Origin of the sequence: Sphaerotilus uruguayifluvii (genome assembly GCF_013294065.1) — a bacterium.
Lineage (GTDB): Bacteria > Pseudomonadota > Gammaproteobacteria > Burkholderiales > Burkholderiaceae_C > Sphaerotilus > Sphaerotilus uruguayifluvii.
The window spans coordinates 166,357-182,250 of the sequence record NZ_JABSNM010000007.1 but is presented as its reverse complement, the minus strand read 5'-3'; the positions used below and the strand labels follow the sequence as shown (position 1 = coordinate 182,250).

The following is a 15,894-nucleotide window of genomic DNA, read 5'->3' as shown; positions in this document are numbered from 1 at the left end:
GCCGCTCGGCACGAGCGGATGCCATCGGATAAAATGACCGGATCCCTCCGATCCACCGACCAGCAAGACACGGGAAAGGCACCAAGGGTTATGACACCGCGAACTCCTCCGCCATCACGGACCGCCACCGCGGTCTGACCGGTCGGCCGCGGCTTGTTTCCCGACAGTCCCCAGACGGAAAGCGCGGCGGCCCCGCGCTTTTTGCTTTTCCGAATTCCTCTTCCGTCCAAGGTTCCCCGATGATCTCGATCCAGCTCCCCGATGGCTCCCTGCGTGAATTTCCCGGCCCGGTCACCGTGGCCGATGTCGCCGCGTCGATCGGCACCGGACTGGCCAAGGCGGCCCTGGCCGGTCGCGTCGGCGCGGGCGAGGGCGCGCGCCTGGTCGACACCAGCCATCTGATCGAGGCCGACACGAAGCTGGCGATCATCACCGCCAAGGACGCCGACGGCCTGGACATCATCCGCCACTCGACCGCCCACCTGCTGGCCTACGCGGTCAAGGAGCTGTTCCCCGACGCGCAGGTCACCATCGGCCCGACGATCGAGCACGGCTTCTACTACGACTTCGCCTACAAGCGCCCCTTCACGCCCGAGGATCTGGCGGCCATCGAGAAGAAGATGACCGAGCTGGCGAACCGGGACGAGAAGGTCGTGCGTCGCGTCGTGCCGCGCGACGAGGCGGTCGGCTACTTCAAGTCGATCGGCGAGGCCTACAAGGCCGAGATCATCGAGAGCATCCCGGCCGACCAGGACGTCTCGCTCTACGCCGAGGGCGCCTTCACCGACCTGTGCCGCGGCCCGCACGTGCCGTCGACGGGCAAGCTGAAGTTCTTCAAGCTGATGAAGGTGGCCGGCGCCTACTGGCGCGGCGACCACCGCAACGAGATGCTGCAGCGCGTCTACGGCACCGCCTGGGCCACCAAGGACGATCTGCAGAAGTACCTGACGATGCTGGAAGAGGCCGAGAAGCGCGACCACCGCCGCCTGGGCCGCGAGCTCGACCTCTTCCACATGGACGAGCATTCGCCCGGCACCGTCTTCTGGCACCCGAAGGGCTGGACGGTCTGGCAGGCGGTCGAGCAGTACATGCGGCAGGTCTACCGCGACAACGGCTACCAGGAGGTCAAGGGTCCGCAGATCCTCGACAAGGGCCTGTGGGAGAAGACCGGCCACTGGGACAAGTACCGCGACAACATGTTCGTGACCGAGTCGGAGAAGCGCGACTACGCGCTCAAGCCGATGAACTGCCCCGGCCACATCCTCATCTACAAGCAGGGCATCAAGAGCTACCGCGACCTGCCGCTGCGCTACGGCGAGTTCGGCCAGTGCCACCGCAACGAGCCGACCGGCGGCCTGCACGGCATCATGCGCGTGCGCGGCTTCACGCAGGACGATGGCCACATCTTCTGCACCGAGGACCAGATCCAGGCCGAGTGCGACGCCTTCACCGCGCTGCTGCAGAAGGTCTATGCCGACTTCGGCTTCACCGAGATCCTCTACAAGGTCGCCACCCGCCCGGAGAAGCGCATCGGCGCCGACGCGCTGTGGGACAAGGCCGAGAGCGCGCTGATCGAGAGCCTGCGCCGCACCGGCTGCGAGTTCGAGATCGCCCCGGGCGACGGCGCCTTCTACGGCCCGAAGATCGAGTACACGCTGAAGGATGCGCTGGGCCGCCACTGGCAGTGCGGCACGATCCAGGTCGATTTCTCGCTCCCCGAGCGCCTGGGTGCGGAATATGTCGCGGAATCGGGCGATCGGGTGCACCCGGTGATGCTGCACCGCGCCATCCTCGGCAGCCTCGAGCGTTTCATCGGCATCCTGATCGAGGAGCACGCCGGCGCGCTGCCCGCCTGGCTGGCGCCGACCCAGGTCGTGGTGCTCAACATCACCGACGCGCAGGCCGACTATGCACGCGACGTGGTCAAAACGCTGCAAAAACAAGGACTTAGGGTGGCTCTCGATTTGCGTAATGAAAAGATCACGTATAAAATCCGCGAGCATTCTTTGCAGAAGGTTCCTTACCTGCTCGTTGTCGGTGACAAGGAGAGGGCCGCGGGGGCCGTTGCAGTGCGCGCCCGAGGCAATCAGGACCTCGGGGTGATGGCTCTCGAAGCCTTCTCCCGGAAGATCGCCGCCGAACTGGCTCCCGTGCGGAGCGAGTGAGGCCCGGCGCCTTCGGTCCTTGTCCCCAGGCGTGAATCCATGGTTTTTGGGTCGCCAGCCCTTGAAGGAATCTCACCATCGCTACCTTTCTTGATCGCCGCACGCCCAACGCGGAGCGCAAGCATCGCCTCAACCGCGAGATCGTCGTCCCCGAAGTCCGTCTGAACGGACCGGAAAACGAGCCGCTGGGCATCGTCAGCATCCAGGAGGCCCTGCGGCTGGCCGCCGAAAGCGACGTGGACCTGGTGGAGATCTCCGCGACGGCGCAGCCGCCGGTGTGCCGCCTGATGGACTATGGCAAGTTCAAGTATCAGGAACAGAAGCGTGCCGCCGAGGCCAAGGCCAAGCAGCACGTCATCGACGTGAAGGAAGTCAAGTTCCGTCCGGGCACGGACGAAGGCGACTACCAGATCAAGATGCGCAACCTGCGCCGCTTCCTCGAGGATGGCGACAAGGGCAAGGTCACGCTGCGCTTCCGCGGTCGCGAGATCACCCACCAGGAGATCGGCATGCGGCTGCTCGAGCGCGTCCGCGACGAGCTGACCGACGTCTCGGTGGTCGAGCACATGCCCAAGCTCGAAGGCCGCCAGATGATCATGGTGCTGGCCCCGAAGCGCAAGAAGTGAAGCCTGCGCGCTCTGCCTGAGCCCGTGCCCCGCGTTTCGTCGGGGCAGGGGGCTGGCAGAAAAGTCGCCGCTGGGCGACAATCGACGTTTTTCGAGCCCGCGGGCGGTCTGGTCGCCGATCCCCGTGGCTCAGTGCCCGCAGGCCCCCAAGAGTCCGAGTCCGTTCGGGCCGCCTCGCAGGAACAATCCGAAGGAGCAGTCATGCCCAAGATGAAGACCAAGAGCAGCGCGAAGAAGCGTTTTCGCGTGCGTCCGGGTGGTACCGTGAAGCGCGGCCAAGCCTTCAAGCGCCACATCCTGACGAAGAAGTCGACCAAGACGAAGCGCCAGCTGCGCGGCGCCGCCAATGTGCACGAGACCAACATGGGTCACATCGCACAGATGCTGCCGTTCGCCGGTCTGTAATCCACCACACTGAAGGAGTCACACAATGCCTCGCGTCAAACGTGGTGTCACCGCCCGCGCCCGTCACAAGAAGGTCCTCGCCCTGGCCAAGGGTTTCCGTGGTCGTCGCAAGAACGTCTATCGCATCGCCAAGCAGGCGGTGATGAAGGCGGGCCAGTACGCCTACCGTGACCGCCGTGCCAAGAAGCGCGAATTCCGCCGCCTGTGGATCGCGCGTATCAACGCCGCTTCGCGCTCGCTGGGTCTGACCTACAGCAAGTTCGTGGCCGGCCTGAAGAAGGCCCAGATCGACCTCGACCGCAAGGTCCTGGCCGACCTCGCCGTCAACGATCCTGCCGCCTTCGGCAGCATCGTCGAGAAGGTGAAGGCCCAGCTCGCTTGAGTCTGACGGCACCGGAAGCGGTTCGCGCCGTTTCCGTGTCCCACGAAAAAGGCCGACACTGCGTTCGGCCTTTTTTCTTGGCCGTCGCTGCCCGCGTGTGCGGAAAGGCGACGGCACGCACATCCCGTCCCCCGATGAACGATCTCGACCAACTCGTGCAGGCCGCGCAGGCCGACTTCGCGGCGGCCGCCACGCCCGCCCAGCTCGAAGACGCCAAGGCGCGCTACACCGGCAAGACCGGTCAGGTGACCGAGCTGCTCAAGGGCATGGCGAAACTGTCGCCCGAAGAGAAGAAGACCCGCGGCGCCGCGATCAACGAGACCAAGCAGCGCATCGAAGCCGCGCTGACGGCCCGCCGCCAGGCGCTGGCCGAGGCCGAGCTGCAGGCGCAGCTCAAGGCCGAGGCGCTCGATGTCACGCTGCCCGGTCGCGGCCGCTCCGTCGGGGGCCTGCATCCGGTGTCGCGCACGATGGAGCGCATCGAGCAGATCTTCGGCTCGATGGGCTTCGACGTCGCCGACGGCCCCGAGATCGAGACCGACTGGTACAGCTTCACCGCGCTGAACAACCCGGAGAACCATCCGGCGCGTTCGATGCAGGACACCTTCTACGTCGACATGAAGGACGAGGCCGGCCGCCCGCTGTGCCTGCGTCCGCACACCTCGCCGATGCAGGTGCGCTATGCGCGCCAGCATGCCGCCACCCATGCCGGCAAGGATCCGCTGCCCGAGATCCGCGTCATCGCGCCGGGCCGCACCTACCGCGTCGACAGCGACGCGACCCACTCGCCGATGTTCCACCAGTGCGAAGGCCTGTGGATCGGCGAGAACGTCTCGTTCAAGGACCTGAAGGCGGTCTTCACCGACTTCTTCCGCACCTTCTTCGAGACCGACGACCTGCAGCTGCGCTTCCGTCCGAGCTTCTTCCCCTTCACCGAGCCGTCGGCCGAGGTCGACATCGCCTTCTCGTCGGGGCCGCTGAAGGGCCGCTGGCTCGAGGTGGCCGGCTCCGGCCAGGTGCACCCGAACGTGGTGCGCAACTTCGGCCTGGATCCGGAGCGCCACATCGGCTTCGCCTTCGGCATGGGCCCGGACCGGCTGACGATGCTGCGCTACGGCGTGGCCGACCTGCGCCTGTTCTTCGAGGGCGATCTGCGCTTCCTCGGCCAGTTCCGCTGATTTCCCGGCCCCAGCCCGCCACGCCCCGGATTCCAAGGACCAGAAGATGCAATTTCCCGAATCGTGGTTGCGCGAGTACTGCAACCCTGAGCTGACGACGCAAGAGCTTGCCGACCTGCTGACGATGTCCGGCATGGAAGTCGAGGAGCTCCAGCCGGTCGCGCCGCCCTTCACCGGCATCGTCGTCGCCGAGATCCTGACCGCCGACCAGCACCCCAACGCCGACAAGCTGCGCGTGTGCACCGTCGCGGCCGGCCCGTTCAGCAAGGACGGCCCGCTGCAGATCGTCTGCGGCGCCCCGAACGCCCGCGCCGGCATCAAGATCCCGCTGGCCACGATCGGCGCGGAGCTGCCGCCCGGCGAGGACGGCAAGCCCTTCAAGATCGGCAAGGGCAAGCTGCGCGGCGTCGAGAGCTTCGGCATGCTGTGCTCGGCGCGCGAACTGAAGATCGCCGACGACCACGGCGGCCTGCTCGAGCTGCCGGCCGACGCGCCGGTGGGCACGGACATCCGCACCTACCTGAACCTCGACGACACGCTGTTCACGCTCAAGCTCACGCCGAACCTCGGCCACGGCCTGAGCGTGTACGGCATCGCGCGCGAAGTGTCTGCCCTGACCGGCGCGCCGCTCAAGGCCCTGACGGCCGCGCCGGTCGCGCCGACGCTGGACGACACGGTGGCGGTGCGCGTCGAGGCGACCGACCTGTGCGGCCGCTTCTCCGGCCGCATCGTGCGCGGCATCGACACCACCGCCAAGACCCCGCAGTGGATGGTCGACCGGCTGGCGCGCTGCGGCCAGCGCCCGGTCAGCGCGCTGGTCGACATCTCGAACTACGTCATGTTCGAGACCGGCCAGCCCAGCCACATCTTCGACCTCGACAAGATCCACGGCAGCCTGGTGGTGCGCTGGGGCCGCGAGGGTGAAAGCCTCAAGCTGCTCAACGGCAACACCATCACGGTCGACGGCCAGGTCGGCGTGATCGCCGACGAGCATGCCGACGGCCGCCAGGTGGTCGAGTCGCTCGCCGGCATCATGGGCGGCGACGCCACGGCCGTGGGCGACGACACGAAGAACGTCTACGTCGAGGCCGCCTTCTGGTGGCCGGACGCGGTCGCCGGCCGGGGCCGTCGCTACAACTTCAGCACCGACGCCGGCCACCGCTACGAGCGCGGCGTCGACCCGGCGCAGACGGTGGCGCGCATCGAGCGCATCACGCAGCTGATCCTCGAGATCTGCGGCGGCGAGGCCACCGCCTGCGGCCCGGTGACCGACGTGCAGCCGAACCTGCCGGCGCGCTCGCCGGTGGCGCTGCGGGTGGCGCGCGCGGCCAAGGTCATCGGCATGCCGGTGACGCAGGCCCAGTGCGCCGAGGTCTTCCGCCGCCTGGGCCTGGACTTCACCGAGGCCGAGGGCGTGCTGACCGTCACCCCGCCGAGCTGGCGCTTCGACCTCGAGATCGAGGAAGACCTGATCGAGGAAGTGATCCGCGTCATCGGCTTCGACAAGCTGCCGCTGAGCGCGCCGCTGGCCCCTGTCAGCGCCCGGGTGCGCCCGGAGGCGCAGCGCGGCAGCCATGCGCTGCGCCGCGCCGCGGCCGCGCTCGACTACCAGGAGACGATCAACTTCTCCTTCGTCGAGGAGCGCTGGGAGGCGGAGCTGGCCGGCAACCTCGAGCCGATCCGCCTGCTCAACCCGATCGCCGCGCCGCTGTCGGTGATGCGCTCGAGCCTGCTGGGCTCGCTGGTGCAGGTGCTGCGCCACAACCTGGCGCGCCGCGCCACCCGCGTGCGGGTGTTCGAGCTGGGCCGGGTGTTCCGCCGCGATGCCTCGGTGCAGACCAGCGAGCAGACGGTGGTCGGCATCGACCAGCCGCTGAAGCTCGCCGGTCTCGCCTGGGGCCCGGTCGAGCCGCTGCAGTGGGGCGCCAGGGAGCGCGCGGTCGACTTCTTCGACGTCAAGGCCGATGTCGAGGCGCTGCTGGCGCCGCGGGTGGCGACCTTCGTCGCCGCCGAGCATCCGGCGATGCACCCGGGCCGCTGCGCCCGCGTCGAGCTGGGCGGCCGCACGGTCGGCTTCGTCGGCGAGCTGCATCCGCGATGGAAGCAGGGCTACGAGCTGCCGGCCGGGCAGGGCGCGCCGGTGCTGTTCGAGCTCGACGTGCCGGCGCTGCTGGCCCGTCCGGTGCCGGCCTACCAGCCGGTGGCGCGTCAGCAGGCGGTCAACCGCGACATCGCGCTGATCGTCGGCGAGGCGGCCGGCCATGATGCGGTGATCGGCAGCCTGCTGGCGGCCGACACCGGCGGGCTGCTGCGCTCGGCGCGGCTGTTCGATGTCTACCGGCCGGCGCCGGGCGCCGCGGGCTTCCAGAGCGGCGAGCGCAGCCTGGCGATCCGCCTGGAGCTGCTCGACGACGAGGCCCCGCTGACCGACGAGCGCAGCGATGCGGCGGTCAAGGCCGCGATCGATGCCGCCCGCCAGGCCGTGGGCGCGCGCCTGCGTGGCGAATGAAGGAGCGGCCGACGCCGATTCCGATGACGACGACGATGCAGTGATACTCGAGGAGACCGCATGCCCATCGATGACCACGATCCCGTCCCCGCCCGCGTCGTCTCGATCGAGACCCCGACGCTGACCAAGGCCGAGCTGGCCGAGATGCTCTTCGAGCGGCTCGGCCTGAACAAGCGCGAGTCCAAGGACATGGTCGAGGCCTTCTTCGAGTTCATCCACGCCTCGCTCGAGCGCGGCGAGGAGGTCAAGCTCTCCGGCTTCGGCAACTTCCAGGTCCGGCGCAAGGCGCCGCGCCCGGGCCGCAACCCGCGCACCGGCGAGCCGATCCCGATCGAGGCGCGCAACGTCGTGACCTTCCATGCCAGCCACAAGCTCAAGGCGGTCGTCCAGGGCGAGGTTCCCGGGCCGGGCGACTCGGAGTAAAGTCTGAGGACCCTGTCCGAAGGCCTTGATCTGGAATGGAAAACGTCCTGCCCGCCATCCCGCCGAAGCGCTACTTCACGATCGGCGAGGTCAGCGAGCTCTGCGGCGTGAAGCCGCATGTGCTGCGCTACTGGGAGCAGGAGTTCGCGCAGCTCCGGCCGGTCAAGCGCCGCGGCAACCGGCGCTACTACCAGCGCCACGAGGTGCTGCTGATCCGCCGGATCCGCGAGCTGCTCTATGAGCAGGGCTTCACCATCAGCGGCGCGCGCAACCGGCTGGCCGAACTGGGGCCCGGCGGCGTGCGGGCGCTCGAGGACGAGGCCGACCTGGACGAGCTGCTGCCCGACGACGACGCGCCGGCCCTGTCCCCGGCGCCCGCCGAGGCGGTGGTGGTCGCTGCGCCAGCGCCCGCCGTCGCGCCCGTGGACCTGCCGCTCCCGGGTGCGAGCCTGCGCGACGAGCTGCTGGCGATCCGCGCGCTGCTGCAGCTCGACTGATCCGCGTGCCAGGACTGACGCCGCAGCCGGGCGGCGGTGACAAAAAAGAGCCAAAAACGCTGGACGCAGCCGCGAAAAGCGTCATATAATTTCTTTCTCAGCAGTCGGGGCGTAGCGCAGCCTGGTAGCGCACTTGCATGGGGTGCAAGGGGTCGCGAGTTCGAATCCCGCCGCCCCGACCAATGAACTCAACGGGTTGGACCTCACAAGGGTCCAACCCGTTGGCCTTTGTGGGATCCGAAATTCGCGCGGGTGCCTGTACGGTGCCTGCTGGATGTTACGTGCGCCCTGTCACATTCGTGTCTCCGCATGTGAAAAAATCATCCGGCTTCTTCTACGATGGCCTCTCCTTGTCCCATCTGTCAGAGGAGACGCCGAATGAGTTACGACGAAGACCGCGAGGACCTGACCCTTTACAAGGTGGTGGTCAACCACGAGGAGCAGTATTCGATCTGGCCGGCTGACCGCCTGAATGCGCCGGGCTGGCGCGACGAAGGCATGCAGGGCCTGAAAGCCGAATGCCTCGAGCACATCAGGCAAGTGTGGACCGACATGCGACCGCTGAGTCTGCGCAAGCGGATGGAGGCGATGAGCGACGTGTCCGACTGAAGCCGCGGCCGGTCTGCCGCCGCATTGCCTGGAAAGGGTCCGCTTCCGCGAGGGGGCGGGCCCTTTCGGCCTTGGAGGGCTTACTGTGCCGGCGCTTCTGGTGTTTCAGGCATCGTGGTGGCCCGACGCTGTGCCGCCCACGCCTGCACCATCGCCGCATCGATGTCGCGCTCGTAGCACAGCGGCGAGCTGCCGCCCGGACGGCTGTAGGCGCTGCGCCCGCCGCAGGAGGCGCCGTTGCGCATGGTGTCGTACGGACAGGGGCAGCGTCCGGGATAGTCCGCCCGGGACTCGGCGATCATCGTCTGCTTGATGCGTGCCACCGACTGGGTGCCGTGGCCGCTGTCCTTCGCCAGCACCAGCGCTGGCAGCAGCAGGCACAGGCCCGCCAGGAGCTGGATCGTTTTCCTCATGAAGATCTCCCTCGTGATTGTCTGGAGCAATCGCGAATTGTCCTCACGGGAAAACGGAGCGCGCCCCCCGTGCTCGCGGGGTTGCGGCCCGGGCCGTGTCAGCCCGGCAGCAGGGCGCGCCCGCGCGCCAGATACGCCTGCATCTCCTCGTCCGGCACCATGCTGCCGCCGGTGATCCAGGCGATGTGGGTGGCGCTGGCGGCCAGGTCGGGCGAGGGCAGCGCGGCCAGCCGGGCGATGCCGGGCACGCCGGCCAGCGCGGAGGGCTCCAGCCGCAGGCCCTCCTCGCGCTCGGCCAGGGCCAGCAGCGCGAACAGCTCGTCGTCGGGCACGGTGAAGCCGCCCGCGATCAGCCTGCGCAGGGCGCGGCCGACGAAGCCGGAGGCGCGCGCCACCGCCAGGCCGTCGGCGGCGGTGCGGTTGTCCAGGCCGATGTCGTGAACCGAGACCATCTCGTGCTGGTCGGTGATGAGTCCCAGCAGCATGCACGGCGCGGCCACCGGCTCGGCGAACCAGCAGTGCACCGCGTCGCCCAGCAGCAGCTTCAGCCCGAAGGCCACGCCGCCGGGCCCGCCGCCGACGCCGCAGGGCAGGTGCACATGCAGCGGATGCTCGGCGTCCACCGCGATGCCGGCGGCGGCCAGCTGCGGCAGCAGCCGCTCGGCCGCGACCGCGTAGCCCAGGAAGAGATGGCGCGAGTTCTCGTCGTCGATGAAATGGCACAGCGGATCGGCCTCGGCCTGGCGGCGGCCCTCGGCGACCGCGGCGCCGTAGTCGGCGCGGTGCTCGACCACGGTGACGCCGCCGGCGCGCAGCCGGTCCTTCTTCCACTGGCGCGCGTCGGCCGACATGTGCACCGTGACCTGCAGGCCCAGCGCCGCGCCCATCAGCCCGATCGACAGCCCGAGGTTGCCGGTCGAGCCCACCGCGAGCCGGTGGCGGCCGAGCAGCGCGCGCGCGTCGGGTGCCAGCAGCCGGCGGTAGTCGTCGTCCAGCCGCAGCAGCCCGGCCGCCAGCGCCAGGGCCTCGGCATGCTGCAGCACTTCGTGGATGCCGCCGCGCGCCTTGATCGAGCCCGACACCGGCAGGTGGCTGTCGAGCTTCATCCACAGCCGGCCGGGCAGGGCCTCGCGTCCGAGCCGGCGCGCCATCGCCGCCTGCAGCCGCGGCACCTCGCGCAGCGGCGACTCGATCAGGCCGCCGGCCGCGGTGGTGGCCGGAAACAGCTCGGCCAGCAGCGGCGCGAAGCGCCTGAACCGAGCGCTGGCGGCGGCCACGTCCTGCGGCCCCAGGCCGACATCGGCCAGCGCCTGCACCGCCGGCGCCTGGCGCGGGTTGCTCCACAGGACCGGCTCGCGAGCCTGCAGCGTGCGCAGCACGGGATGACGGGCGAGCCAGTGCTCGAGCGGATGTCCGGCGATCAGGGGCGAGGTGTTCATGGCGCGAGGATGCGCGAAAGCGCGGATCTGATTCGTGATGAATTGCGCATTTCAGGTGCGCGTCTTCGGCGCACTGTTGCTCGTTCACAAAGTTGCGGGATGGTCTTGAACTGATACTGCTGCGAAAAATATTCATTGAACGACTCAAAAGAGTCACGACAGGAACGAGGAGCGGGTGATGCCTTCCCTGAGCACGATCTCGAGCTGGACCAAGACCGACTACCAGAGCGTGAGCGCCAGCCTGATCACGTCGATGACGACCGCACAGGTCGCGCAGATGCTGCATCCGGACTGGCTGCTGCCGGCGGCGGTGAGCGGCTTCACCGCGGCGCAGGTGCCGTCGATCTCGGTCAGCTGGGTCTACATGAACGCGGCCTGGCTCAATGCGCTGAGCCCGAGCGTGTTCGCGGCGGTGCCGACGACCGCGGTGGCCCAGTTCGCCGGCACGGCGATCGCCGGCCTGGACGTGGCACATACGCAGGCGCTGACGGTGGGGCAGCTTGACGCGATGGCGGTGGGCAGCCTGAGCGCGGCGTCGATGGCGGCGCTGAGCGTGGCGCAGCTGACCGGCATGGCCGCGACGACCTGGGCGAAGTTCAGCGCGATGCAGCTCAACGCGATTCCGACGGCGCTGTTCGCGCAGATTCCGGCGACGAGCATCGCGGCGATCACGAGCACGACGGTGACGGGCGGGCTGGACGCGGCGCATGTGCAGGCGCTGACGCCGATGCAGATGGCGAGCCTGGTCGCGCCGCAGGCATTGAACGTGGCGGCGGTGGCGGTGCTGTCGGCGGCGCAGCTGGCGGCGATTCCGGCGGCGAAGTGGAGCGCGATGTCGGCGGCGTGGCTGAACGCGGTGCCGGCGGCGGTGTTCGCGACGATCCCGTCCGCGAGCGCGACCAAGTTCGGCACGACGGCGATCGCCGGGCTGGACGTGGCGCACACGCAGGCGCTGACGGTGGGGCAGCTTGACGCGATGGCGGTGGGCAGCCTGAGCGCCGCGTCGATGGCGGCGCTGAGCGTGGCGCAGCTGACCGGCATGGCCGCAGCGACCTGGGCGAAGTTCAGCGCGACGCAGCTCAACGCGATCCCGACGGCCTCGTTCTCTCAGGTCCCGGCGACGAGCGCGGCCAAGTTCGGCACGACGGCGATCGCGGGGCTGGACGTGGCGCACACGCAGGCGCTGACGGTGGTGCAGCTCGACGCGATGGCGGTGGGCAGCCTGAACGCCGCGTCGATGGCGGCGCTGAGCGTGGCGCAGCTGACCGGCATGGCCGCAGCGACCTGGGCGAAGTTCAGCGCGACGCAGCTCAACGCGATCCCGACGGCCTCGTTCTCTCAGGTCCCGGCGACGAGCGCGGCCAAGTTCGGCACGACGGCGATCGCCGGGCTGGACGTGGCGCACACGCAGGCGCTGACGGTGGGGCAGCTCGACGCGATGGCGGTGGGCAGCCTGAGCGCGGCGTCGATGGCGGCGCTGAGCGTGGCGCAGCTGACCGGCATGGCCGCGACGACCTGGCCGAAGTTCAGTGCGACGCAGCTCAACGCGATCCCGACGGCCTCGTTCTCTCAGGTCCCGTCCGCGAGCGCGGCCAAGTTCGGCACGACGGCGATCGCCGGCCTGGACGTGGCGCACACGCAGGCGCTGACGGTGGCGCAGCTCGACGCGATGGCGGTGGGCAGCCTGAGCGCGGCGTCGATGGCGGCGCTGAGCGTGGCGCAGCTGACCGGCATGGCCGCAGCGACCTGGGCGAAGTTCAGCGCGACGCAGCTCAACGCGATCCCGACGGCGCTGTTCGCGCAGATTCCGGCGACGAGCATCGCGGCGATCACGAGCACGACGGTGACGGGCGGGCTGGACGCGGCGCATGTGCAGGCGCTGACGGTGACGCAGATGGCGAGCCTGGTCGCGCCGCAGGCATTGAACGTGGCGGCGGTGGCGGTGCTGTCGGCGGTGCAGCTGGCGGCGATTCCGGCGGCGAAGTGGAGCGCGATGTCGGCGGCGTGGCTGAACGCGGTGCCGGCGGCGGTGTTCGCGCAGATCCCGTCCGCGAGCGCCGCGAAGTTCGGCACGACGGCGATCGCCGGGCTGGACGTGGCACACACGCAGGCGCTGACGGTGGCGCAGCTCAATGCCCTCAGCCTGGGCAGCCTGAGCACGGCCTGCGTCGCGGCGCTGAGCGTGGCGCAGCTGACCGGCATGGCCGCGGCGAGCTGGACCAAGTTCGGCGCGGCGCAGCTCAACGCGATCCCGACGGCATCCTTCGCGCAGATCCCGGCGGCGAGCATCGCCGCGATCACCAGCACGACGGTGATCGCCGGGCTGGACGCGGCGCATGTGCAGGCGCTGACGCCGACGCAGATGGCGAGCCTGGTCGCGCCGCAGGCATTGAGCGTGGCGGCGGTGGCGGTGCTGTCGGCGGCGCAGCTGGCGGCGATTCCGGCGGCGAAGTGGAGCGCGATGTCGGCGGCGTGGCTGAACGCGGTGCCGGCGGCGGTGTTCGCGCAGATCCCGGCGGCGAGCGTGGCCAAGTTCGGCTCCTCGGCCTGTGCCGGGCTGGACGTGGCGCATGTGCAGGCGCTGACGGTGGCGCAGATGGCGGCGCTGTACTACCCCGAGAAGCTCGGCCTGGCGGCGGTGGCGGCGCTGACGCCGGCCCAGGTCGCGGCCATCGGCACCAGCTTCTACTGGATGGGCGCCGACTGGATCAATGCGCTGACGCCGGCGGCCTTCGCGGCGGTCACGCCCGCCGGCATCGGCCAGCTCGCCAGCACGACGATCGCCGCGCTGGACGTGGCGCATGTGCAGGCGCTCAAGGGCACGCAGCTCGACGCGATGAACCTGGGCGCGCTGACCAGCGCCTCGGTGGCGGCGCTGACGCAGGCGCAGATCACCGCGATCAGCGCGGCGAAGTGGGGCAGCCTGTCGGCGGCGTGGATCAACGCGACCGAGCTGGGCGACTGGGCGGCGGTCTCGGCCGCGGCGGTGGCGAAGCTGTCGATCACGACGCAGGAAGGGCTGGACGCGGCGCATGTGGCGGCGATGAGCCCGGCGCAGATCGCGGCGCTGCAGAACGCCGACCACCTGAGCGCCGGCGCGGTGGCGGTGCTGTCGGCGGCGCAGGTCGCGGCGATCACCACCAGCTTCTACTGGATGAGCCCGGCCTGGCTGAACGCGCTGACGCCGGCGGCCTTCGCGGCCATCGCGCCCGCCGGCATCGCGCAGATGAAGAGCACGACGATCGCCGGGCTCGATGCCGCCCATGTCGGCGCGATGGGCGCCGCCCAGGTCGCCGTGCTGGACTACTGGCAGCGCACCGCGCTGACGGGCACGCAGATGGGCTGGTTCTCGGCCAGCGCGATCGCCGGCTTCTCCACCGCGCAGCTCGATGACCTGAGCCCGGCACAGCTCGCCGGCCTGGGCGCCACCCAGGCGGCCGGCCTGAGCGCCGCGCAGATCGCCAGCCTGGACTACGCGCAGGTCGCGGCACTGTCGGCCTCGGCCGTCTCGGCGCTGGGCGCGACGCAGCTCGCGGCGCTGGGCACGAACATCGCCGCGCTGACGCCCGCGGCGCTCGCGGCGCTGCCGGCGGCGACCTTCCAGAAGCTGTCCTTCATGCAGATCGGCGCGCTGGAGACCGACCAGATCGCCGCGCTCACGCAGCCGCAGCTGGCCGCGCTGTCGGCCGCCCAGGTCAACTACCTGACGCCGGGCCAGCTCGCCGCGCTCGACGGCCATGTGCAGTGGCTGTCCGCCACCGCGGTGACCGGGCTGAACAACGTCAACCTCATCAGCGTCTACGCCTCGCTGACGGCGACGCAGAAGGCCGGGCTGACGAGCGCGCAGCAGGCGCTGGTCGCCAAGGCCGGCACCGCCACCGCCGACCTGCTGAAGGTGCTGACCACCTCCGGCATCCGCACCCAGGTCGAGGCCGTCATCAACGCCGGCGACTCGCTGTTCAGCCACGAGTCGCTGCTGAAGGTGCTGCAGGGCGTCGACACCGCGATCGGCACCGGCCAGCTCGCCGCGGCGCAGATGACCGAGCTGAAGGCGCTGGTGACGGCGGTCGGCCAGGCGGTCGGCACCGACTCCTACCTCTACGAGATCAGCAGCAACGTCGTCAACGGCAACAAGTCCAATGCGCTGTGGACCGGCGGCCTCAACACCAGCGTCGCGCTGGGCAATCTGGCGGTCGGCAGCTCGGCCGACCAGATGGCCCGGCTGATCGGCAAGTGGTTCCTCGGCACCGACCTGCCGAGCTACGTCGGCGCCACCTACGCCGCCCGCGGCGGCACGCTGTTCTCGGCCGCCGGCCCGCTGGCCTCGGACGTGCAGCAGCGCGGCGTCGGCGACTGCTATTTCCTCGCGGCGATGGTCGACGTGGCCGACGACTACTCGGCGCTGATCGAGTCGATGTTCACCGACAACGGCAACGGCACCTGGGGCATCCGCTTCTACGGCGCCGGCGACGATCCGCTGTACGTGACGGTCAACACCATGCTGCCGACCGGCTGGACCGGCGCGGTCTCGGCCACCGGCGGGCTGTGGGTGTCGCTGCTCGAGAAGGCCTATGTCGAGTACGAGGTGCAGATGAACGGCGAGGCCAACGCCTACGCCTCGATCGAGGGCGGCTGGTCCAGCGGCCTGCAGGCGATCGCCGGCCTGAGCTCGCGCAGCTACGGCTGCGCCAGCTACACCGTCTCGGCCTGGACCTCGACGGTCAAGTCGGCCGTCCTCGGCGCGATCGGCGCCGGCCAGGAGGTGATGTACGCCACCGCCTCGGGCACCTCGCTGACCGACGCCAACGGCAGGACCGACCTGGTGGGCAGCCACATGTACGCGGTGCTGGGCTACGACAGCGCGCTCGACCGCCTGATCCTGCGCAACCCCTGGGGCCAGGAGGGCAGCTCGAGCTGGAACGGCGTGTTCGAGCTGGGCTTCGACCAGCTCTACCTGTCGAATTGCTCGCTGATCGTCACCACCGAGTCGGCGCCGACCGGCGCGATCGATCCGAAGTACGCGGTCAATGCCGGTCAGCTCGTGCAGGCGCTGGCCACGCTCGACGCCGGTGCGGCGGGCGGCGCGGGCGCCGGCCTGGGCGCGAGCCCGGCCGTGACCGACCGCACGCAGATCACGCTGGCCAGCGCCGGCTGATGCCGCGGCCGGCCCGCCCGGCCGGCAGGCGGCGCCCGACACCCGGTACGATCCGTATCGGGTGTTTTTCATTTTCTTTTCCGCTTTTCATCT

Annotated in this window: 12 protein-coding genes and 1 tRNA gene; 11 read left to right on the top strand and 2 right to left on the bottom strand. The window is 69.7% G+C overall.

Going from position 1 to position 15,894, the window contains the following annotated elements:
- Positions 1-239: 239 nt before the first annotated feature.
- From thrS to HNQ01_RS09880, 10 genes are all read left to right on the top strand, one after another.
- On the top strand, positions 240-2,165 hold the full coding sequence (gene thrS / locus HNQ01_RS09925; RefSeq protein WP_173805219.1) for a threonine--tRNA ligase: 1,926 nt from the start codon (positions 240-242) through the stop codon (positions 2,163-2,165).
- A 77-nt stretch (positions 2,166-2,242) separates the two neighbouring features.
- On the top strand, positions 2,243-2,791 hold the full coding sequence (infC, locus tag HNQ01_RS09920) for a translation initiation factor IF-3 (protein WP_173805278.1): 549 nt from the start codon (positions 2,243-2,245) through the stop codon (positions 2,789-2,791).
- Between the two features lie 201 nt (positions 2,792-2,992).
- Positions 2,993-3,196 (top strand): 50S ribosomal protein L35, encoded by a 204-nt coding sequence (rpmI, locus tag HNQ01_RS09915; protein WP_173805218.1) that lies wholly within the window; start codon positions 2,993-2,995, stop codon positions 3,194-3,196.
- Between the two features lie 25 nt (positions 3,197-3,221).
- A complete protein-coding gene (gene rplT, locus HNQ01_RS09910) occupies positions 3,222-3,578 on the top strand; it encodes a 50S ribosomal protein L20 (protein WP_173805217.1) in 357 nt (118 codons plus the stop codon).
- A 134-nt stretch (positions 3,579-3,712) separates the two neighbouring features.
- The gene (pheS, locus tag HNQ01_RS09905) at positions 3,713-4,756 is read left to right on the top strand and encodes a phenylalanine--tRNA ligase subunit alpha (RefSeq protein ID WP_173805216.1); all 1,044 of its coding nucleotides are present in this window, start codon (positions 3,713-3,715) and stop codon (positions 4,754-4,756) included.
- A 46-nt stretch (positions 4,757-4,802) separates the two neighbouring features.
- Positions 4,803-7,265 carry a phenylalanine--tRNA ligase subunit beta gene (gene pheT, locus HNQ01_RS09900; protein WP_173805215.1) on the top strand — a complete coding sequence of 821 codons (2,463 nt, stop codon included), beginning with the start codon at positions 4,803-4,805 and terminating at the stop codon, positions 7,263-7,265.
- A 60-nt stretch (positions 7,266-7,325) separates the two neighbouring features.
- Entirely contained in the window at positions 7,326-7,688 is a 363-nt protein-coding gene (locus HNQ01_RS09895; RefSeq protein WP_173805214.1) for an integration host factor subunit alpha, read from the top strand.
- Between the two features lie 35 nt (positions 7,689-7,723).
- A complete protein-coding gene (locus tag HNQ01_RS09890) occupies positions 7,724-8,185 on the top strand; it encodes a MerR family transcriptional regulator (protein ID WP_173805213.1) in 462 nt (153 codons plus the stop codon).
- Between the two features lie 105 nt (positions 8,186-8,290).
- A tRNA-Pro gene (locus HNQ01_RS09885) sits at positions 8,291-8,367 on the top strand.
- Positions 8,368-8,563: 196 nt separating this feature from the next.
- Positions 8,564-8,794 carry an MbtH family protein gene (locus HNQ01_RS09880; RefSeq protein ID WP_173805212.1) on the top strand — a complete coding sequence of 77 codons (231 nt, stop codon included), beginning with the start codon at positions 8,564-8,566 and terminating at the stop codon, positions 8,792-8,794.
- Positions 8,795-8,874: 80 nt separating this feature from the next.
- On the opposite strand, the gene HNQ01_RS09875 is transcribed toward HNQ01_RS09880, so the two are convergent.
- Both HNQ01_RS09875 and HNQ01_RS09870 read right to left on the bottom strand, forming a co-directional pair.
- Positions 8,875-9,207, bottom strand: coding sequence for a hypothetical protein (locus tag HNQ01_RS09875; protein ID WP_173805211.1), 333 nt, complete (start codon positions 9,205-9,207; stop codon positions 8,875-8,877).
- 98 nt (positions 9,208-9,305) lie between these two features.
- Positions 9,306-10,646: a D-serine ammonia-lyase gene (locus tag HNQ01_RS09870; RefSeq protein ID WP_173805210.1), complete on the bottom strand. Its 1,341-nt coding sequence runs from the start codon at positions 10,644-10,646 to the stop codon at positions 9,306-9,308.
- A 178-nt stretch (positions 10,647-10,824) separates the two neighbouring features.
- Between HNQ01_RS09870 and HNQ01_RS09865 the strand changes: the two genes are divergently transcribed.
- The gene (locus tag HNQ01_RS09865; RefSeq protein ID WP_173805209.1) at positions 10,825-15,801 is read left to right on the top strand and encodes a C2 family cysteine protease; all 4,977 of its coding nucleotides are present in this window, start codon (positions 10,825-10,827) and stop codon (positions 15,799-15,801) included.
- Positions 15,802-15,894: the final 93 nt, after the last annotated feature.